Here is an 18,678-nt window from a genome sequence, read left to right on the forward strand (position 1 = left end):
TTTGCCAAATTTCCTGGCGGCCATAGAGGTGGGGCCACACCCGATCCCATTCCGAACTCGGCAGTTAAGACCACCCTCGCCGATGATACTTGGAGTCCACTCCTGGGAAAGTAGGTCGCCGCCAGGTTTTTTCTTCCACAGCAAGGCCCCGAAGCTCAACGCTTCGGGGCCTTGCCGCGTTTGCGGGGTCCAATGACCAGCCGACCTACCCCAAGGCCGGCCGCGCCAAGACGACCCAAGTTCCTTAGCCTTCAGACCCCACTGCGCGTCCCCGCGAGCCGCACGGGCGATGGGCGGGGACATGTCAGTTACTCACGCAATGTGGCCGTCAGGCGCAGCGGGTGCAGCAATAGGTCTAGGCCATCGGTGATGTTTGCGGCCACTATGTCCGCGGCAGTCATAGCGGCCACCGACATGCCCTCATGACCTAGGATGGCGATGCCCAGGGCTGCCTCGGCCAGCATGAGCCGGTCGTTGCGGCCATTGCCCATCGCCGCGCAGCGCTGTGCGCCCAGGCTGCGTATATGATTGCGCTTAGCCTCGGCTTGGTTGCCCGGGGCCAGCACAGCCACTTGGCAGTGCAGTCCCTGGAGCTGCAAGCGCACACTGCCGAAGGTGTCGGCGGTAATGACGTGCACGGATAAATACTGGGCCAGGACAGTCATGCGCTCCACGGCTTCGGGCAGCACCGCGCCGTCGCGAGCGATGGTGCCATTGTAGTCCAGCACGAGGTGCTCCAGCTCCAGACGGCCCAGTCCGGGTATGTCGAACGCTTTCATGCATACTCCTTCACTGCTCAGATATCAGAAACAGTCGTCCAACACCTCTTCCAGTGAGCCGGCCCTTGCCAACTCTTCCTTCTCCAGCACGCGTGACATCTGTCCGGCGCGCATGACCACGATGCGCTCGGCGATGCGCTGGGCTTGGCGCAGGCTGTGCGAAACAACCAGCAACGTGTAGCGCTCCTTGAGGCGCAGCAACAATTCTTCCAGACGTAAGGCCGACTGATAATCTACCGAGGCAGTGGGTTCGTCCAGCAGCAGTACATCGGGCTCCAGCGCTATGGCGCGGGCCAGGCATAGCCGCTGCTGCTGGCCGCCGGAAAGGGTCTGCGCTCCCGCGTTCAAGCGGTTCTCGACTTCGTCCCACAGCCCTGCTTCGTTCAGAGCCGAGCGCATGCGCTCATGGGCTTCTAGGCCCGCAATGCCGCACACCAGCCGTAAGGGCAGGAGCAGATTTTTCTCCACGCTCATAGGCAGCACGTTAGGCGTCTGGAAAACCATTCCGACCCTGCGGCGCAGTTCTTCCACATCCCTATCCGGAGCGTAGACGTCCAATTGTCCATCTTTTAGCGCAAGGCGCACCCGACCCGATGTTGTGCAGCCCGGGAAGCACTCATTGAGTCGGTTTACGGCTCGCAACAAGGTCGTCTTGCCCGAGCCGGAGCGACCCAGGAGCACTGTGATGCCGCCAGCTGGAACTTCCATGTCCACGTCCCTGACCACGGGCGTTCCACCGAATGCAACGGTCAACCCTTCAATACGCACGGTGGTGCTCATGCCGAAGTCCTCCAGCGGCGCTGCATGGTCGCGTGCAGCAGATGAGCGCCCAGAAAAATACCCGAGGTCAGCAGCAGGAGCACCAGGGCCGCGCCGAATCCGCGGTTCAGCTCCCCAACCGTCTGGTGCTCGGCCGCGGTGGTAAAGATGAAGAAGGGCAAGGCCTCGTATTTATCCAGCAAGCCGCGCGGCAGGCCCGCATTGGCCACCACGCCGGTGAGCAAAATCACGGCCGTATCTTCGGCGGCTCGGCCTATGGCCAGCACGGCGCCGCCCAGGATGCCCTTGCCCGCGGCGGGCAGCTGGATGTGCCGGATGGCCTGGAGCTGCGTCAGACCCAGGCTCGGCCCCAGAAGTCGCAACTCCTCAGGCAGGCCTTCCAAGGAGGCTTGGGTGGTTTTGATGAGGTAGGGCAGGATGAGCAGGGCCATACAGGTCGCCGACAGGAGCAGGCAGGTGGTGGCATCGGGCATCAGCGTTTGGCGCAGCAGCAGGATGAGCGCAAAGCCGAACAGGCCCATGACGATTGACGGCACACCGGCCAGCAGATCCGCGCCCAGGGATAGGGCGGCTTTGGAGCGGCCTGTAGCGAATTCGGCCAAGTGGATGCCACAGGCCACGCCCACGGGAATGGCCAAGGCGGCGGATAGGATCACCAGGCTCAGGGTTCCGGCGCAGGCCGGCCAGATTCCGTCCCAGACCGGCGCGCGGCCCAGGAGAGCGGCCAGAGGCTGTGTATCACCGAAAAAAAGGGCGGCCGAGACCGTGGGCAGGCCTCGGGCTGCCAGGAAAGCCAACAGCGCGACCACGCACAGCACGGGGATGAGCGCGCTAAGCCAACAAAAAATTATGAAGGATGTCTGGCCGGATCTGCTCACGCGCGGCCTCCGTCAGACCTGTTCAGGCTGCGCAAGGTCAGGTTCACGGCCACGCTGGTGACGAAGAGGATCAGCCCGCAGGCGAACAGTGACAAATAAGCCGTGCTCTGGCTGTCCGTGGCCACGACCAGGGCGATATGCGCCGTGAGCGTGCGCGTGGCGTCCAGGAGAGATCCTGGCACCTGAGGCGCGTTGCCGGCGAGCATGAGCGGCACCAGGGTGTCGCCCACGGCGCGGCCGAATCCCAGTGCCGAAGCCGCCAATAGCCCGCGCTGGGCGGCAGGCAGGACCACGTATCTCACGGCTTGGGCGCGGGTCAGCCCCAGGGCCGCCGTGGTCAGGCGAACGCGCGGCTCGATGAGCTCGAACTGGGCGTGCAGCATGAGCACAACCGTGGGCAGCACGAGCAGGCTCAGGGTCAGGGACGCGGCCAGCCAGGAGAAGCCCGAGCCCGAAACAAAGGCCGCGCGCACGAGCGGCACGAGCAGGAAGACCGCCACGAAGCCGTAGACCACCGTGGGTACGCTGGTCATGAAGCGCACAACGCCCATGACCAGAGCCGCCGGCTTCCGGGGGCCGACCCCATGGGCGAAGCAGCACAGGCCCAAACCCATGGGCAGGGCCACGGCCATGGATGTGGTGGACAGGCATAGCGAGCCCACGAGCATAGGCAGAATACCGAATTCGCCCTGGAAGGGCCGCCAGCGCCAGGACAGGACCTGGGTCAGCCCCTCGCCGCACAGTAGCGGCAGGCTGAACCAGACCAGGAAGCCGAGGATGGCCAGCACGGCCAGACCAGCCACCAGGGCCGACAGCAGGAGCAGGCCGCGTGTTATTCGTTCCATAGGATGAAGATGCCTCCGGCGGCTGGGGGAACGTGGTCCCCCCAGACCCCCCCGCATTTCTTGGCGGTGTATTCGCGACAGAGTCGGCGAATACACCGCCACGAAACACGGGGTCCAGGGGAATGATTCCCCTGGTGGGGTGAGGTCTGGAGAGGGGCAACGCCCCTCTCCAGTTAACTACTTCGTGGGGATGTAGCCGCTGGCCTTGGTGATCTCCGCGCCCTCGGGGCCACGCACGTATTCGATGAAGCTCTTGACGAGTCCCTGCGGCTCGCCCTTGGTGTTCATGTACAGCAGCCGCGTGACTTTGTACGCGCCACTGACGGCAGTCTCCTGGCTGGGCTCCACGCCGTCGAGCAGCGGAGCCTTGAGCGTGTCGTCGATGTGGCCGATGCTCACATAGCCGATGGCGTTCTTGTCGCCAGCCACGGCGGTCTTCATGGCTCCGTTGGAAGCCACCACGTTGGCCGAGTCGATGATGGCGCCCTTGGAGAGCATCTTTTCCCAGAACACCTCGCGCGTGCCGCTGGCCTCGTCGCGGGTGTACACGTCGATGGCCGCATTGGGGCCGCCGAGCTGCTTCCAGTTGGTGATCTTGCCGGCGAAGATGTCCTTGACCTGGGTCTGAGTCAGCCCATGCAGCGGGTTCGCCTTGTGCACCACCACGGCCACGCCGTCGATGGCGAAGGGGAAGGAAACCAGGCCGTACTTGCTCTTCTCGGCCTCGGTCACGGCCCGGCCGGTATTGCCGATGTCCACCAGGCCCTCGCCGGCCTTTTGCACGCCCACGCCCGAGCCGCCGCCCGCCACGGTTATGCGGATGGCTGGATTGGTGGTCATGATGCGCTTGGCGGCTTCCTTCATGACCGGAATGTGCGCCGTGCCGCCGCCAATCTCGATGTTGCCGGACTTACCTTTGAAGGCATCCAGACCCTGGGCCGAGGCCAGCGTGGACATGGCAAGAATGAAGAACGTGATGATTATAAATGTTTCGAGCTTCCTCAACATGGTGGTTCTCCCTGCATGCGGTTGTTGATGCCTCGGCGCGGCTATAAGTCGATCGTTGCAAGGGTTCTACTCATGTCGCAAAGCTGTAACAAATCGAAATGGCCAATTATTTAGCTAAAAATGTATTTGGATTTATGATGTGCCGATCGCGATTCGTGCCTGTGGGAAAGGATAGCTAAGGAGGGAATTGCTCAGCGCCTGATGTTTACCCGGCGTTCAACGCTTTGAACAGGAAGCGATCCAGGGCTGCAGCGAAACGGTGCCGGTCCTTGGCCCCGAGCTGCGGCGGGCCGCCCTGGGCCAGGCCCATGGTGCGCATTTCCTGCATGAAGTTGCGCATGGTCAGCCGAGCGCGGACATTATCCTCGGTGTACAACTCCCCGCGCGGATCGATCCCGGTGGCTCCTCGTTCGACGATCATGGCGGCCAGGGGAATGTCCGCGGTGACGACCAGATCGCCCGGCGAAACCTGATTCGCGATGTACTTGTCCGCCTCGTCGAAACCGCCGGGCACGCGTATGGCCGTGATGAGCTCCGAGCCTGCGCCTACGGCTCCCAGGTGCCGATTGGCGACCAAGTATACCGGAATGCGCAGGCGCTGCGAGGCCCGAAGGATGATCTCGCGGATGGCCGCCGGGCAGGCGTCGTCATCGATCCATATCTTCACCGGAGTTCTCCTCATGGCAGGTGCGGCACCATTTGCCGGACATAAAGATGTCCCGGCATCCGGCGAAGCTCCCATGAACTTCAGGCGGCCGGGACATGATTGTCCTTTGGGCGGGTAGGGCAAAATCCCTTCACCGTATTGCAGGCAGCCTATCTCTTGACTGCGGGCTCGATGTAGATGCGGTTGCCCCTGATCTGGTTGTTGCTCATGATGCGCAGGACATCCTCGGCATACTCTTCCGGAACTTCCACGAAGGTGAACTTGTCGTAGATCTCGATCTTGCCGATGAGCCGGCCCGGCATGCCTGTTTCGCCGGCGATGGCGCCGACGACATCCTTGACGCCGATCTTCAGTCTGCGGCCGACATTCATGAACAGCCTGACCATGCCGGGCTCCGCGCCTGTGTCGCCGTACTTCACAGGGGTTCCGGGCTTGGACTTCTCGGGTTCCTCGGTCGTGCCCATGAGCATCTTCAGGAGCGCCGCGGCCAGATCAAGCGTGGTGGCTTCCTGCTCCTCCTCGACGAATTCCTGGGCGATGCGCAGGTACTTGTCGATGCCGCCTTCGGCAATCGTCTCCCGCACCGCGGCAAGGAACTTCTCCGTCCTTGCCTGCTCGACATCGGTGACCGTCGGCACCTTGTGCTGCACGATCTTGGCCTTGGTGAAGCGCTGGATGTCCCGGAGCTTGTAGAACTCCTTGCCCGAGGCGAAGGTGAAGGCCCTGCCCGAACGTCCGGCACGGCCGGTGCGGCCGATCCGGTGCACGTAGTACTCCACGTCGCTCGGGATGTCGTAGTTGAACACGGCCTCGATGTCTTCGACGTCGATGCCGCGCGCAGCCACGTCCGTGGCTATCAGGATTTCGATGGACCCGGCGCGGAACTTGGCCATGACGCGATCGCGTTGGGCCTGGTTCATGTCGCCGTGCAGGCCGTCGGCCATGTAGCCCCTGGCCTGCAGGTGCTCCACCAGCTCATCCACGCCTTTCTTGGTATTCGCGAAGACAACGGTCAGCTTGGGATTGTAGAAATCAATGATCCGGCACATGGCCTCAAGTCGTCCGAAACGCGGAACCTCGTAGTAGATCTGCTCGACGTTCGGAACGGTCAGGACCTTGTGCGAGACCTTCACGAACTCGGGTTTGTCGAGGTACTTTTCTGCCAGGCGCATGATCTCCGGGCGCATGGTAGCGGAGAAGAAGATCGTCTGCCGCTCCTCGGGGACATCGTCGAGTATGCGCTCGATGTCTTCTCGGAAGCCCATGTCGAGCATCTCGTCGGCCTCGTCGAGCACGACCATGCGCACCTTGCCGAGCTTGAGCGTGCCCCGCTCCATGTGGTCCATGACTCGGCCGGGAGTGCCGATGACGATCTGCACGCCCTGACGCAGCGCCTTGAACTGTCGGTCGATGGGCTGGCCGCCATAGACGGGCAGGACGCGCAGGTTGAGCTTGTATTTGGCCAGCGTGTTCAGCTCTTCGGCCACCTGGATGGCCAGCTCGCGAGTAGGGCAGAGCACCAGGGCCTGGAGGTCGTGGCTGCGCGGGTCGACCGCTTCCAGAATGGGAATGCCGAAAGCGGCGGTCTTGCCCGTGCCGGTCTGCGCTTGGCCGACCACGTCCCGTCCTGCCATGACCAGTGGTATGGCCAGAGCCTGGATGGGAGAAGCTTCCTCGAAGCCCATATCCTCAATAGCCTTGAGCATCTCCTTGGAAAGAGTCAGGCTTTCAAATCGCAAATTTTCCATGCTTATTTCCTTGTCGCGCGAAGCGCAGCGTAGTGTCAGCGTAATGTAATTGTCGCCGAACAGAGTTCGCCATTATAAGGAAATTGGCCAGGAAGTCACCTGCGGATGTGCCCTGTGAAGTCCGGACTCTTCGAGGGTAACCGCAGGGCGGGCGTATGCCTGCGGCAAGGCCCGCCTTGCGTGAGCCGCAGGGGCGACGTATAGGAGGTTGACAGCGCCGGCCCGGCTTTTTCGATCATCCGTGCCGGTTCTTCCATTCATTACCGAATTACCAAATAACGAGGCCGCATGTTCACACTCGCCCGCGAAAGCTCCATACTTGTCTCTTGCCCCAAGGGCATGGCCCCCTACGTCGCCCTGGAGATGGGCGAGCTTGGCTATGAAACGCAGGAGCTGGAGGCAGGGGTGCGCACCACGGGCACGCTTCACGACTGCATGCGCCTGAATCTGCATCTGCGTTGCGGCCACCGCGTTCATTACCGCCTCAAGCGCTTCGGGGCCTTGCATCCGGACATGGTCTACCGCGAGGTCAACTCCATCCCCTGGGAGGAGATCTTCGCGGCTGACGGCTACCTGAGCGTGCACTCGTCGGTCGTGCACCCCACCATCAGCGACACCCGTTTTCCCAACCTGCGCATCAAGGACGCAGTGGTGGACCGTTTCTCGCAAAAGACGGGAAGCCGGCCCGACTCCGGCCCTGACGAGGGCAAAGGGGTCTGCCTGTTTCTGCACTGGCGCGAAAAGAAGGCCGAGTTGTTCCTGGACACCACGGGCATTCCGTTGCCCAAGCGCGGCTACAGGCTCAATCCTTTCCGCGCGCCCATGCAGGAGACTCTGGCCGCGTCGGTGATCCGGGCGACCTTCTGGGACCCGGCCGACAACTTCGTGAACCCCATGTGCGGCAGCGGCACGCTGGCCATCGAGGCCGCGCTCATGGCCCGCAACATCGCGCCCGGCCTGCTGCGCGAATCCTTCGCTTTCATGCACCTTTCAGAGTTCGACGCCTCCGCGTGGCAGCAGATGCGCACCGAGGCCGAAGCCGCCATCCTGCCTCGGCCCAAGGGACGCATCATCGCCTCGGATATCGATCCGCAGGCAGTGGACGCGGCCCGTGACAATGCCCGTCAGGCCGGGGTGGAGGAGAACATTGAATTCACGGTTTGCGACTTCCGTCAGACAACGGTGCCGGAAGGCAAGGGCGCGGTGCTCGTGAACCCGGAGTATGGCGAGCGACTGGGTGAAGCGGACGAACTCGGCGAAACCTACCAGGCTGTGGGCGACTTCCTGAAGCAGCGCTGCGCCGGTTACCGGGCAGGCATATTCACGTGCAATCTCGCCTTGGCCAAGCGCATCGGCCTGCGCGCCGAGCGCAAGGCGCCATTCTTCAGCGCCAAGTTCTCCTGCACGCTGTTCGTGTACAACATGTGGGAGGGAGCGGCGGCGAAGCGCGGAGCATCGGCGTAGTTCCTCCTCCGCCTTCGCAACGATCCGGGCAGCTTCCACGCAACATGACGGCACGTCCTGTAGTCTGCAGGCCGTGCTCGTGTTTGCGTGTGGATAAAACCCGACGGCGTTGTCTAGTCATCAGCTACGTGATGATGCGACTGCAAGGGCGGCCTTGAATGTGTTTTTCTTTCAACGTGTTGGGCTGGCGTTGATTTCCTTGGAGGCTTGGACTAGAGCCTGATGTATCCAGAATGGCTTCAACCTTGCGTTGTTTCGGCTTTCGCAACAGCCGCACGCGTCACCCCCGAGGTTTTCCATGCTCATGTCCCTGGCCGCTATACTGGCCACGGCCTTCGTCGTGTTCTCCGGCTTGTTTGTGCTTATGCTCGCAGTCGTGGGCGATTCTTTCGGCATGTCTGCCGTTTCCGGCCTCATGGCCGCGGCCGTGGCGCTGCTCGTGGTTTGGGTTCTATTGCGCCGGGCGCTGGACGCCTCGTCAAGCCTGCTTCTGAGCCATGTGCGTGATCCGGGCAAGGCCTCAATTCCTCATGGAGCTGTGCTGGAAGAGCTGTTCGGGCTCTCGGCCACCCTTGAGTCAGTGGCCAAGACCCATCGCGAGCGCGTGGCCGCGCTGAGCAAGGCCAAGGACGAGGCCGAGTCGCGCGCCGCTGGCCTGGAAGCCGCCGTGGCCAAGTCCAGCAACGTCTGCACCGAGGCGGAGAAGCGCACCGCGAGCCTTGAGGGCACGGCCCTCAAGGCTTTTGAGATCGCCGAGAACCTGTCCTACTCGGCCGCGACGCTCAACTCCCAGGCGGACCAGGTGGCCGAGGCCATGGTCGTGCAGAAGGACCGCGTGGCCGAGACGGCCACGGCCATGGAGGAGATGAACGCCACGGTCCTGGAGGTGGCCCGCAGCGCGGAGCGGGCGGCTAGCAGCGCCGAGCGCTCGCGGGAGAAAGCCGGTCAGGGCTCGGGCATCGTGGGCAGGGCCGTGCAGGCCATCGATCGCGTGGAAGTCATGAACAAGGAACTGGAAACGGCCATGAGCCGCCTGGGCGAGCAGGCCGGCGGCATCGGCGAGATCATGAACATGATCACCGAGATCGCGGACCAGACCAACCTGCTGGCTCTCAACGCGGCCATCGAGGCGGCCAGGGCCGGCGATGCGGGAAGAGGCTTCGCGGTCGTGGCCGACGAAGTGCGCAAGCTGGCCGAAAAAACCATGAACGCAACGCGCGACGTGGAGGAGTCCATCAAGACCATCCAGCAGTCCGTGGCGCATAATCTCACGAGCATGTCGGCCGCCTCGGCGGCCGTGACCGAGGCGGCCGACCTGGCCCGGCGCTCGGGCGAGATGCTGGGGGAGATCGTGGCCCTGGTGGGTGACAACTCGGACCAGGTGCGTTCCATTGCTACCGCCGCCGAGGAACAGTCCGCGGCCAGCGAGGAGATCAACCGGGCCATAAGCGAGATCAACCGCCTGTCCGACGATACCACGAGCGAGGTCCAGGGCACGGTGCGCACCATTCAGGATATCCGCAAGCAATCGGAGCGGCTGCACCAGATATTCAAGGAAGTGCGCGGCGCGCAGAAGAATTCCCTGGCCGCTTCCGAAGGCCAGATGAAGGGCGTGTTGCCCAAGCTCATGGTCGACTACATAGGCAAGACCTACGGCGACGGCGTGCGTCGCAAGCTGCTGGAGGAGCTGGGCAATCCGGTGTTCATGATCCAGAACAGCTACCCCGACGCAGTCATGGGCCAGATGGCCGGTATCGTGTCCAGGCTCACGGGCGACACCAAACGCAAGATCCTCTTCGATCTGGGTTCCTACACGCCCGGCGAATTCGCCAAGCTCTACAAGAAGCACATTCACGGTTCGGAGCTGGGAAAGACGGATCTCAAGAAATTCCTTCTGCGCATGAACGAGGTGCACGAGGAAATCACCAAGGGCATGCCCGGAATCACGCCGCCGCGCTTCAGCTATGAGGACAAGGGCGACACCCTGGTCATGACCTACCATTCCAAGCGCGGCTTTTTCGACTATTTCGAAGGCATCTTGCATGGCGCGACCAAGATGTTTGGCCGCAAGGCGGAGATCAAGGTCAAATCCAAGGACGCGGCCACGGCTGTGGCGACCATCCGCTTTCAGTAGAGCCGTTGATAAGCTTCCAAAGAAGGAGCGCTGCCGCCGAAGCGGAGCGCTCCTTTTTTGTTGCTGATGTCGGAGAGAGGTCGCCTTTACGGAATTTAGAGCATTTTGCTTTTGAAAATGCTCTGCAAGCCGTGCGTCGGCATGGCTTGCCGCCGCGTAGGCGTAGGCGCAATTCACTTGCGCCGCCAACGCCGGAGCGGGCATCTTAAAGGCAATTTGCTTTAAAAGATCTTCACCAAAGAGAAACAGGAATCTGGCCATTCCAATTTCTTGGCGGATTGCTATGGTAAGCACAATCCTCCAGGCAAGACACATTTTCGGACAGTTCTTATTACTTCGGTTTCAATTGGGATTTGGCGGCCCGATTTGACTTGGTTAGCTAGGGAGCCTTCGCATTCCCCCCTAGAAAAGGTAGGAGCCCGGCCAAGTTGAACCTGACCGGGCTAAGGTGAAGGGGCGAGTGAGGAGCTGACCGTCCTCGGAAGGATGTAGGAAAGGTAATCGCCGGCAGGCATCTGCCGGATGTTTCCTGCGGCGACGTGAGCACATACTAGCTGTTTAATTTTTTAGGGATATAGGAAGTGTTCTGATTTTTCTGTCAGGCTATGACCTATATGCTTGTAGGAATGTGACTGACAAGAATGGAATGTCTTATGGGCGCAGGAGCAAATTGGTGCATGTCCCTTGAAGGCCGGAGCGGCAAGAAACCTGACGTGAATCGTCGCGGATGGTCGCCCAGCGTGGGATCATGAACTCGGCAAGGGCATCCATGGGCATGCACGCAAGCATGTCTGCGCAGCCGGAGCGTTCATTGATGGAATGCGGCAGGCGCAAGCCACGGGTCGGCCAGACTTGCTGAGAGTCAGGCGCGTGCAGTGGCGTTCGACTGGGCGGCTTTAACAGATCTAGGACGATTCAAGGCGGCAATGTGTGTATTACGGCAACCCGAAGCGGCTACGTAGCCTCAGTTCCTGCTCCGTCAGCCAAGCTTGCGCGCCGGAAGAATCGGGTGCGGGAGCCCAGGGCGCGAAGTCCTTGTCATCCAGTGGATCGTAGGGTCCAGGCTTGATCTCGAAGAGCACCGAGCCTGGAGACATGCTCACCAGCATATGCCAAACGCCGGGGCGGATGTCCACGGCAAAGGGGCCGTATTGCGCATCCAGCAGTATAAGATCCTCGTCGGCCGCGCGTCCCTGATCGTCAAAGAAGGCGAAGCCGACCAGGCCGCGCAGGATGATGAAGCACTCGGCCTTGGGCGGGTGCAGGTGGCGGTGAGGCCGGATATAACTGCCCGGCTCAACGGCATTGAGCATGCGGTGCAGGGAGCTGGTGTCGCTGCCGTGAAACTGATGCATCTCGCGCAGCCGTGCGTTGGCCGCGGCGTCGGCGGCTTTGCGATCCAGGAGCGCGGCGTCCACCACGGCGAAGCGTTCATGCGTGGAACGCGTGGCCAGAGCGGAAATGCGCCGGAGTTCGTTTGCGTCGCAATGTGGCATGGTCGAGACATATACCGTCGTAGTATGGCTGGCAATGTCAGCGGCGCTACGATGGCGCGAACTGCACGCCGCCGTTACTTCCCGGTCGGGGTTAGGCTTACGCGACTTCCGAGCTTTCCGGATCGGCATCGACCTGCACACGATCGAGCAGGTTCGCCAGGTCGTTTAGCATCTCGGGCTCTGTCTCTACCAAGGCCTGATCGATGGAGTCCATGGTCAACTGGTGCAAGACGGCAAGCACATCGAGCCCTTCGCTGGTGATATGGATACGCAGATGCCTCCGGTCCGCGGCTTCACGCTTGAGCCTGATGAGCTTGGCCTTTTCCAAGACGTCCAGGGCCCGCCGCAGAGGCGGCTGATCCCTGCCGAAAATGGCCGTGGAGATGTACTTCAAGGGAATGCCCTTGCCTGGAGGGATCGCGGAGAGAAAGATGTAGTGCTCGAAGCGCCAGGGATATCCCCCTCGCTTGATGGCGGCATTGACCTCCCTGCGAATGACTGAGTGGAGAAGGAACAGCTTGGATATGAGATCCGTCGTCATGGCGTCGCTTCCTTGTTCGGCGGTCGGCTAGAAGTGCAGGATCACCTTGGCCGATGCGCCTAAGGCGTCTTCCAGATGGTATTTGTCGATGCGGTCCTCGTTGCTGTCGAAGAGCTCGAATTCCCGATAGAAGAGCATGTCCGCGCCCAGGCTGGTCTCGACCATGGGCAGCGGCGTCCAGCTCAGTCCTAGCCGACCACCGACATCCAAGGTCTTATAGTAACCGCGCGGCGCGGTGGGGTTGTCGTCGGTCAGGCGGTAAGTGCCGGACTCCAGGACCGCCGCCATCCGCACGGCCCAAGATTGGTTGAAGCGGTAGGTGACTTCCGTGGCCGGAAAACCCAGCGAGAAGGACACGCCTTCAGGGGCGGAACGATTATAGGACAGGAAAAAGGCGGGCAGCACCTGGCTGTCCACGGCCGAAGCCCCATACCCCGCGCCCAGACCGACATGCCACTTAGGCGATAGGAACAGCATGCCGCCTAGCCAGACATCGCCGCTGACCGAATTGTCCAGTTCCTGCTCGAAGCCCGACGATAGAGAAAAACCGCCGAACCAGCCGTATATTCCCTGTATATGATCAAGGCGGTGATAGGCCAGGGCGACCGAGTGCAGGAGGCCCCACGGCTCGTCGCGGCCGTTGCCGAAGGGCAGGCGATCCGAATCCTCGAAATCGTGGTCCACAAGGGCATACGAGAGGCTCAGGCCCGAGCGCTCCAGGGATACGCCGGTCCTGGCCATGGACATGGACCCGCGATCCGACTTGACCTCCGCATGCCCGTAAGCCGCCGCGCTGCTGGTGATCTCCCATTGCGGCTCCTGAGGAGGCTCCTGATCCTCGGCAGCGGCTGTCCTGGCCAGCACGAGCAGGCACAGGACGGCTGAGAGGGCAATGGCAATCCGCCAATGCGCCGCATGCGTCCAGAAGCGCGCCCGCGTTTGACGGATGGAGGCCAGAAAGGGCCTGCCTATTTCCTTTTCGTGCCTGGGCATGGCTTGGTTCGAAGCGGGTACGGTCGGCATCACGCTCCCCTTGTGTTCAGGGCCGTTTGCGCGGGGTTGGCTTTACGCTCCCGGCTCCGCGCCTCGCGCCGCGTAGCCCAGGCCGCCGCGCTCTCGCGCAGCGAGCAGAGTACGGGCACCACGATAAGGGTGAGCATGGTGGCCACGCCCAGGCCGAAGATGACGGCCACGGCCATGGAGCCCCACCACATGGAAGACTCGCTGCCGACCTCCAGCCGGAAGCCGATGAAGTCGAAGCTTACTCCCGTGGCCATGGGCAACAATCCCAGCAACGTGGTGATGGCCGTGAGCAGAACCGGCCGGAAGCGGGTCAGGCCGGTGGTGATGAGCGCCTCGGTCGCTTCCATGCCCCTGGCCTTTAGTTGCTCGAAATAGTCGATGAGCACGATGGCGTTGTTGACCACCACGCCGGCCAGGCTGATGACGCCTATGCCGGTCATGATGACGCCGAACGGCCTGCCCGTGACCAGCAGGCCCAGGAATACGCCGATGAAGGACAGGATTACCGAGGTCAATATGATGAACGGCACGGCCGCGGAGTTGAATTGCGTAACGAGCACGAGGAAGATGAAGAACACAGCCGCGATAAAGGCCTTGCCAAGGAAAGCCTGAGCTTTGGCCTGCTCCTCCTGCTCGCCGGTGAACTGCCAGGAGTAGCCACGGGGGAACTCCACATGCGAGAGCTTGGCCGTGATCTCGGCGATGACCTCGTTTGCCAGCCGTCCGGACACGTCGCTGGACACTGTCACCACGCGCTTGAGGTCCTTGTGGTTGATGGCTCCGTATCCGCTGCCGATGCGCACCTCGGCCAGGCTGGTCAGGGGCACGGGATCGCCGTCCGGACCCGGCACGGTGATGCGCCGGATGCCTTCCAAACTGCTCACGGCCGCATCGGGCAGCTTGGCGAGGATGTCGTATTCGTCCTTGCCCTCCCGGTAGACGCCGACTTTGGCTCCGGCCACGGCGGTCTTGACGGTCGTGCCCACGCTGGCGGCGTCCAGACCGAGAATGGCGGCCTTCTCCTTATCCACGTCCACCCGGATTTCCGGCTTGCCCTCCACGAAGTCGTCCTTGAGGTCAACCACGCCGGCCACGCCGGACATGATCTTGCGCGTCTGCTCCACCAGACCGCCCAGCACGGCTATGTCGTCGCCGTATATTTCCATGTTCACGGCCGCGCCGCTGGGCGGGCCTTCCTTGCGGCGCTCCACCAGGTATTCCGCCCCGCCCATTGTCGAGTTGATGGCCTCGCGCACTTCGCGGATGATGTCGAAGGAGTTGCGCTCGCGCTCGTCGAAGTCCACGAAGTCGATGGTCATCTCGCTCTTGTGCGTGCCGTATGTCGCGTCGCCAACCGTGGAGATGACGCTCTGGATGTCCTTGTGGCCGCCGTCGGCGAGGATTCGTTCCACCTGGCGCACCAGGCGGTCCGATGCGTCCAGGTTGGTGCCCACGGGCGCGTCGATGGTCACGGTGGCTTGCTTGGGCTCGATGTCCGGAAAGAATTCCACGCCCTTGCCGAACATGCCGAAGGCGACGGCGGAACCCACCAGCATCGCGAAAGACAGGCCGATCACGGCCAATCGGTGGCGCAGAGCCCAACGCAGCATGGCGCGGTAGAATCGAAGCACACGCCCAAGGTTCGCTTCGTCGATCTCGTCCGGATGGCGATCGCCGGCCTTGATGGTCTGGAAGCGGGCCGAGAGCACCGGGTTGACGACCAGGGCAACGAACAGCGAAGCCATGAGGGCGATGATGACCGTCTTGGGCAGGAAGCTCATGAATTCGCCCATGATGCCCGGCCAGAAAATCATGGGAATGAAGGCTCCCACGGTAGTCAGGGTGGAAGTTATGACCGGCCAGGCCACCTCGTCCACGGCCACGCGTGCGGCCTCCATGCGGGTCATGCCTTCCTGCATGTGGCGGTAGACGTTCTCCACGATGACGATACCGTTATCCACGAGCATGCCTAGGGCTAGGGTCAGGGAGAACAGCACGACCATGTTCAGGGTTATGCCGAAGGCCTGCAGCATGGCGAAGGTGATGAGCATGGATAAGGGGATGGACAGGGCCACGAACACCGCCGAGCGGCCGCCGATGAAGGCGAACACGACCACGAGCACGAGGAGCAGGCCCGTGAGTATGTTGTTCTCCAGATCCTTGACCATCAGGCGGATATCGCGGGCCTGGTCGCCGGTGGTGTCGATGATCAGCGAGGGTGGGAGCTGCTGGCGCATGTCGGCGATGATGCGGTGCGTCTCGTCCACGATGTCGATGATGTTCTCACCGCTGCGCTTCTTGATGGCGATGGTCACGGCGTCCTGGCCATTGATGCGGCTGATGGTCGTCGGGTCCTTGTAGCTGTCCTCGATGCGCGCCACGTCGCGCAGGTAGATGGGCTTTCCGTCCTTGACGAAGGCCACAATGGAGTTGATCTCGGAAGGATGCTTGAAGTCGGCGGGTACGCGCACGAGGTATTTGGCGTCCCCGATGTCAACCGAGCCGCCGGGCATGTTCACATTGCCCCCGCTCAGGGCGGCCGTCACGCTGGATACGGGAACGCGCAGCCCCTGCAGGCGGTCCAGGTCGAATTCCACATGGATTTCGCGGTCCAGGCCGCCCAGTATCTCTGCGTCCAGCACGCCGGGGATGGCCTCGAAGCGGTCTTCGAACTGCTCGGCAAAGGTCTTGAGCCGTTTGAGGCTGAAGGGACCCGATAGCACCACGCGGATGATCGGGAAATCGGAGAAGTTCATCTCCTTTACCAGCGGGTCGTCATCCAAGTCGTCGGGCAGGTCGCCCTTGGCCTGGTCCACCTTGTCGCGCACCTTCTGCAAGGCGTCGTCGATGTCTACCGAGGGAGCGAATTCAAGAGTGATGGAGGACAGGCCGTCGCCGGACATGGAGGTGATCTCCTCCAGGCCGTCCAAGCCCTTGAGCTTGCGCTCCAGGGGGATGGTCACGAGCTTCTCCATATCCACCGGGGCCACGCCCTCGTAAGTCGTGGTCACGAAGATGTACGGGATATTGATGTCCGGGTCCGACTCGCGGGGCAGGCTGAAGTAGCTGGACAGGCCGGCCAGCACGATGATGATCACCAGCACGAGGACCGTGACATGGCGTTTGAGGGCAAGCTGATTGATGATCATCGCACCACCACCCGCATGCCTTCCTCGACCATGTTCTGGCCGTTGACGATGATCCGGTCACCGGCCGTCAGGCCTTCCAGCACCTGGACGCGGTCGGCCTCGATGATGCCGAGACGCACGGTGCGGGCCTTCGCAATGCCGTCTTCCTCTACATAAACCAACCGCTCGCCGCCTTTATCCAGCAGACAGAACAGGGGTACGCCCAAGGCGTCGGGCACAAGGCGGCGTTGCAGGCTGGCGCGGGCGATCATGCCGGGCCGGATGCGGCCGTCACCATTGGCCACCGTGACTTTGGTCGAGAAAGTACGCGTGCTGGAGCTGGCCTTGTAGGCCAGGAAGGTTATCCGGCCCTCCCAGGCCTGACCGGGATAGGCGTCCACCGTGACCAGTACCGGCTGGCCCATGGACAAATGGCGCACATCCAACTCGGGCACGCCGAGCCGCACGTCGATGATGTCGGTGTTGACCACCTCGGCAACCGGAGCGCCCTCCGCCACGAACTCGCCGGGGTCAACGTGCAGTTCGTTCACCACGCCGTCGATGGGCGAGTGGACCAGGCCCTGATCGTAAGCCACCTGGGCTTCGTCCAGGCCGGACTTGGCCAGGCGCAGCTCAGTTTCGGCCTTGTCCAGCTCCTCGCGGCTGATGAATGCCTGCTCGTAAAGGCTCTTGCGGCGCTCGGACTGATCCTTGGCCAGCTCGTACGAGGCTTGGGCCTTGCGCAAGGAAGCATTGAGAGCCGACAGGTCGATCTTGGCGATGAGCTGGCCCTTGCGCACGCGTTCGCCCTCCTCGGGGCCGATCCACTCCACGCGGCCGCCGCGCTCGGCGGACAGGACCACGTCCTCGGAGGCCTCGGTATCTCCCGGCAAGGTAAGAACATCGCGCATGGCCATGGGCTCGATCACGGCCACGCTGACGGCCACGGGATTTGGGGCTGTCTGTGCCGTTGGCGTATCCGCCTTGGCCTTGTCCCCGCCGCAACCGGCCAGGGACAGCGCAGCCAGGCAGAGCAGAGTCGGCAGCAGGAGTTGGGAACCCGCCAGGGGAAGTGCGCGGGCTTTATGGATAGGAGTTCGCATGGGCATGATTCGTCTCCGCTGTATTAGTTTAGCTATCGCTAGCGGTTGCAGTCTTGGACTTATGTAAGGCCTGAGCCTGCTCAGGAGAGGCGCCCGGCTAGTCGGCGCATTCCGGCTTTTCTCCCGCGTGGCGTTCGACGGAAGCCAGTAGGGTATCGGGGTGTATGGGCTTGACCAGGCACTCGGCAACCAGGGCGCTGGTCTGGCGCACCACGGCGGCGTCCTCGGATGAGGCGGTGAGAATGACCGCCATGGCCGGGTGGGCCGCCAGGACTGCCCGTAGCGGATCAAGGCCAGCGCGCAGAAGCGCCGCATCCAGGAGCAACGCATCGAAGCGCAAGGATTCCAGGATGGGCTTCAGACCCTCGAAGCCTGGTCTGGTCAGCACGCGTATGTCGTGCAGCCGCAGCTTGCGGGCCACAGAGGTCTGAAAGACCTTTTCGGGATCCAGCACCAGGACGGAAATAGGCATGCGTTTCTCCTTGGAAGGGCATGTAGTTCCGTCCTGCAAAGAGCAAAGCCGGTGCCAGAACGGCCTGGCCCGGAAGCGGCGGTTTGCCTGCATTCCGCGCCCAGGAGTACGCTTGGCCATGCTTCGGCCCCATCAGATCAACGCGCTTTCTACGCGGGAAGACGTGAAAATGTCTTGATGAATCTTGCCATGTGGCTCGACATGCTCAAAATGATACACCTGCTCTTTTTGATTAACCCAGCCCGCTCGTGCTATGCATGCATAATGGCGCGCTTTGAGGCTTGGCGAAGTCCGGATGGCGATCCTCCATGAGGAACATGCCTTGCTACGAGGTTCGCCGCATGACGCACTACGCTTCCCGGAGGAGTACATGTCTATTCTTAAGGCCAAAAGCAACCAGTTTTTCGTCATTTTATTGCGCATGGTCTGTATCGTGTTGCTCATGCTGGCCCTGCTTGGCGGATGCAGACTCAATGGTGAGGATGACGATGACGGCGGTGGCGGCGGCGGGGGGATGTCGAGTACGATACCGAGGACAACGATACACCGGGGACCGCCCAGCAGGTAAGCCTGCCGGTCACCATTATCGGTTTTGTCCAAACGTCGGATGAT

At 62.2% G+C, this 18,678-nt stretch carries 16 protein-coding genes and 1 rRNA gene; 3 read left to right on the forward strand and 14 right to left on the reverse strand.

The window, feature by feature from the left end; translation table 11 throughout:
• The first annotated feature begins 12 nt into the window (after nt 1-12).
• A 5S ribosomal RNA gene (gene rrf / locus H585_RS0102190) occupies nt 13-127 on the forward strand.
• Nucleotides 128-308: 181 nt separating this feature from the next.
• Here rrf and H585_RS0102195 read toward each other — a convergent pair.
• The 7 genes from H585_RS0102195 to H585_RS0102225 all read right to left on the reverse strand — a co-directional run bounded on the left by H585_RS0102195 (nt 309) and on the right by H585_RS0102225 (nt 6,705).
• Nucleotides 309-779, reverse strand: a complete 471-nt coding sequence (locus tag H585_RS0102195) for an HAD family hydrolase (protein WP_027366584.1) — start codon at nt 777-779, stop codon at nt 309-311.
• 24 nt (nt 780-803) lie between these two features.
• A complete protein-coding gene (locus tag H585_RS0102200) occupies nt 804-1,559 on the reverse strand; it encodes a phosphate ABC transporter ATP-binding protein (RefSeq protein ID WP_027366585.1) in 756 nt (251 codons plus the stop codon).
• Nucleotides 1,556-2,437, reverse strand: a complete 882-nt coding sequence (locus H585_RS0102205; protein ID WP_027366586.1) for a PstA family ABC transporter permease — start codon at nt 2,435-2,437, stop codon at nt 1,556-1,558. The genes H585_RS0102200 and H585_RS0102205 overlap by 4 nt, the downstream gene beginning before the upstream one ends.
• Nucleotides 2,434-3,282, reverse strand: coding sequence for a PstC family ABC transporter permease (locus H585_RS0102210; RefSeq protein ID WP_027366587.1), 849 nt, complete (start codon nt 3,280-3,282; stop codon nt 2,434-2,436). The genes H585_RS0102205 and H585_RS0102210 overlap by 4 nt, the downstream gene beginning before the upstream one ends.
• A gap of 177 nt (nt 3,283-3,459) precedes the next feature.
• Nucleotides 3,460-4,290, reverse strand: a complete 831-nt coding sequence (locus tag H585_RS0102215) for a phosphate ABC transporter substrate-binding protein (RefSeq protein ID WP_027366588.1) — start codon at nt 4,288-4,290, stop codon at nt 3,460-3,462.
• 205 nt (nt 4,291-4,495) lie between these two features.
• Nucleotides 4,496-4,957, reverse strand: coding sequence for a YaiI/YqxD family protein (locus tag H585_RS0102220; protein ID WP_027366589.1), 462 nt, complete (start codon nt 4,955-4,957; stop codon nt 4,496-4,498).
• A gap of 149 nt (nt 4,958-5,106) precedes the next feature.
• Nucleotides 5,107-6,705, reverse strand: a complete 1,599-nt coding sequence (locus H585_RS0102225) for a DEAD/DEAH box helicase (RefSeq protein ID WP_014260071.1) — start codon at nt 6,703-6,705, stop codon at nt 5,107-5,109.
• Nucleotides 6,706-6,993: 288 nt separating this feature from the next.
• Here H585_RS0102225 and H585_RS0102230 point away from each other — a divergent pair, with 288 nt between their 5' ends.
• Together H585_RS0102230 and H585_RS0102235 are read left to right on the forward strand one after the other, a co-directional pair.
• Nucleotides 6,994-8,169 carry a THUMP domain-containing class I SAM-dependent RNA methyltransferase gene (locus H585_RS0102230; protein ID WP_027366590.1) on the forward strand — a complete coding sequence of 392 codons (1,176 nt, stop codon included), beginning with the start codon at nt 6,994-6,996 and terminating at the stop codon, nt 8,167-8,169.
• A 298-nt stretch (nt 8,170-8,467) separates the two neighbouring features.
• Entirely contained in the window at nt 8,468-10,303 is a 1,836-nt protein-coding gene (locus H585_RS0102235) for a methyl-accepting chemotaxis protein (RefSeq protein WP_027366591.1), read from the forward strand.
• Nucleotides 10,304-11,238: 935 nt separating this feature from the next.
• Here the strand turns inward: H585_RS0102235 and H585_RS0102240 are convergent.
• The 7 genes from H585_RS0102240 to H585_RS22980 form a co-directional block, all read right to left on the reverse strand.
• Nucleotides 11,239-11,799 carry a WbuC family cupin fold metalloprotein gene (locus H585_RS0102240; RefSeq protein WP_027366592.1) on the reverse strand — a complete coding sequence of 187 codons (561 nt, stop codon included), beginning with the start codon at nt 11,797-11,799 and terminating at the stop codon, nt 11,239-11,241.
• Between the two features lie 97 nt (nt 11,800-11,896).
• The gene (locus H585_RS0102245; RefSeq protein WP_027366593.1) at nt 11,897-12,340 is read right to left on the reverse strand and encodes a MarR family winged helix-turn-helix transcriptional regulator; all 444 of its coding nucleotides are present in this window, start codon (nt 12,338-12,340) and stop codon (nt 11,897-11,899) included.
• Between the two features lie 27 nt (nt 12,341-12,367).
• Nucleotides 12,368-13,363: a hypothetical protein gene (locus tag H585_RS0102250; RefSeq protein WP_027366594.1), complete on the reverse strand. Its 996-nt coding sequence runs from the start codon at nt 13,361-13,363 to the stop codon at nt 12,368-12,370.
• The gene (locus H585_RS0102255) at nt 13,363-16,512 is read right to left on the reverse strand and encodes an efflux RND transporter permease subunit (protein WP_027366595.1); all 3,150 of its coding nucleotides are present in this window, start codon (nt 16,510-16,512) and stop codon (nt 13,363-13,365) included. Before H585_RS0102255 ends, H585_RS0102250 begins: the two co-directional genes overlap by 1 nt.
• On the reverse strand, nt 16,509-17,600 hold the full coding sequence (locus H585_RS0102260) for an efflux RND transporter periplasmic adaptor subunit (RefSeq protein WP_027366596.1): 1,092 nt from the start codon (nt 17,598-17,600) through the stop codon (nt 16,509-16,511). Before H585_RS0102260 ends, H585_RS0102255 begins: the two co-directional genes overlap by 4 nt.
• A gap of 91 nt (nt 17,601-17,691) precedes the next feature.
• Nucleotides 17,692-18,066, reverse strand: a complete 375-nt coding sequence (locus H585_RS0102265; RefSeq protein WP_027366597.1) for a response regulator — start codon at nt 18,064-18,066, stop codon at nt 17,692-17,694.
• 132 nt (nt 18,067-18,198) lie between these two features.
• A complete protein-coding gene (locus tag H585_RS22980; RefSeq protein ID WP_138708158.1) occupies nt 18,199-18,510 on the reverse strand; it encodes a hypothetical protein in 312 nt (103 codons plus the stop codon).
• Between the last annotated feature and the right edge of the window lie 168 nt (nt 18,511-18,678).

The organism is Desulfocurvibacter africanus subsp. africanus DSM 2603 (genome assembly GCF_000422545.1).
Taxonomy (GTDB): Bacteria; Desulfobacterota; Desulfovibrionia; order Desulfovibrionales; family Desulfovibrionaceae; genus Desulfocurvibacter; species Desulfocurvibacter africanus.

What these genes read in the sequence shown, in the direction of transcription:
- H585_RS0102195 (WP_027366584.1), bottom strand. Translation starts at nt 779, where the DNA reads ATGAAAGCGTTCGACATACCCGGACTGGGCCGTCTGGAGCTGGAGCAC.
- H585_RS0102200 (WP_027366585.1), bottom strand. Translation starts at nt 1,559, where the DNA reads ATGAGCACCACCGTGCGTATTGAAGGGTTGACCGTTGCATTCGGTGGA.
- H585_RS0102210 (WP_027366587.1), bottom strand. Translation starts at nt 3,282, where the DNA reads ATGGAACGAATAACACGCGGCCTGCTCCTGCTGTCGGCCCTGGTGGCT.
- H585_RS0102215 (WP_027366588.1), bottom strand. Translation starts at nt 4,290, where the DNA reads ATGTTGAGGAAGCTCGAAACATTTATAATCATCACGTTCTTCATTCTT.
- H585_RS0102225 (WP_014260071.1), bottom strand. Translation starts at nt 6,705, where the DNA reads ATGGAAAATTTGCGATTTGAAAGCCTGACTCTTTCCAAGGAGATGCTC.
- H585_RS0102230 (WP_027366590.1), top strand. Translation starts at nt 6,994, where the DNA reads ATGTTCACACTCGCCCGCGAAAGCTCCATACTTGTCTCTTGCCCCAAG.
- H585_RS0102235 (WP_027366591.1), top strand. Translation starts at nt 8,468, where the DNA reads ATGCTCATGTCCCTGGCCGCTATACTGGCCACGGCCTTCGTCGTGTTC.
- H585_RS0102240 (WP_027366592.1), bottom strand. Translation starts at nt 11,799, where the DNA reads ATGCCACATTGCGACGCAAACGAACTCCGGCGCATTTCCGCTCTGGCC.
- H585_RS0102245 (WP_027366593.1), bottom strand. Translation starts at nt 12,340, where the DNA reads ATGACGACGGATCTCATATCCAAGCTGTTCCTTCTCCACTCAGTCATT.
- H585_RS0102250 (WP_027366594.1), bottom strand. Translation starts at nt 13,363, where the DNA reads ATGCCGACCGTACCCGCTTCGAACCAAGCCATGCCCAGGCACGAAAAG.
- H585_RS0102255 (WP_027366595.1), bottom strand. Translation starts at nt 16,512, where the DNA reads ATGATCATCAATCAGCTTGCCCTCAAACGCCATGTCACGGTCCTCGTG.
- H585_RS0102260 (WP_027366596.1), bottom strand. Translation starts at nt 17,600, where the DNA reads ATGCCCATGCGAACTCCTATCCATAAAGCCCGCGCACTTCCCCTGGCG.
- H585_RS0102265 (WP_027366597.1), bottom strand. Translation starts at nt 18,066, where the DNA reads ATGCCTATTTCCGTCCTGGTGCTGGATCCCGAAAAGGTCTTTCAGACC.
- H585_RS22980 (WP_138708158.1), bottom strand. Translation starts at nt 18,510, where the DNA reads ATGAGCAACACGATACAGACCATGCGCAATAAAATGACGAAAAACTGG.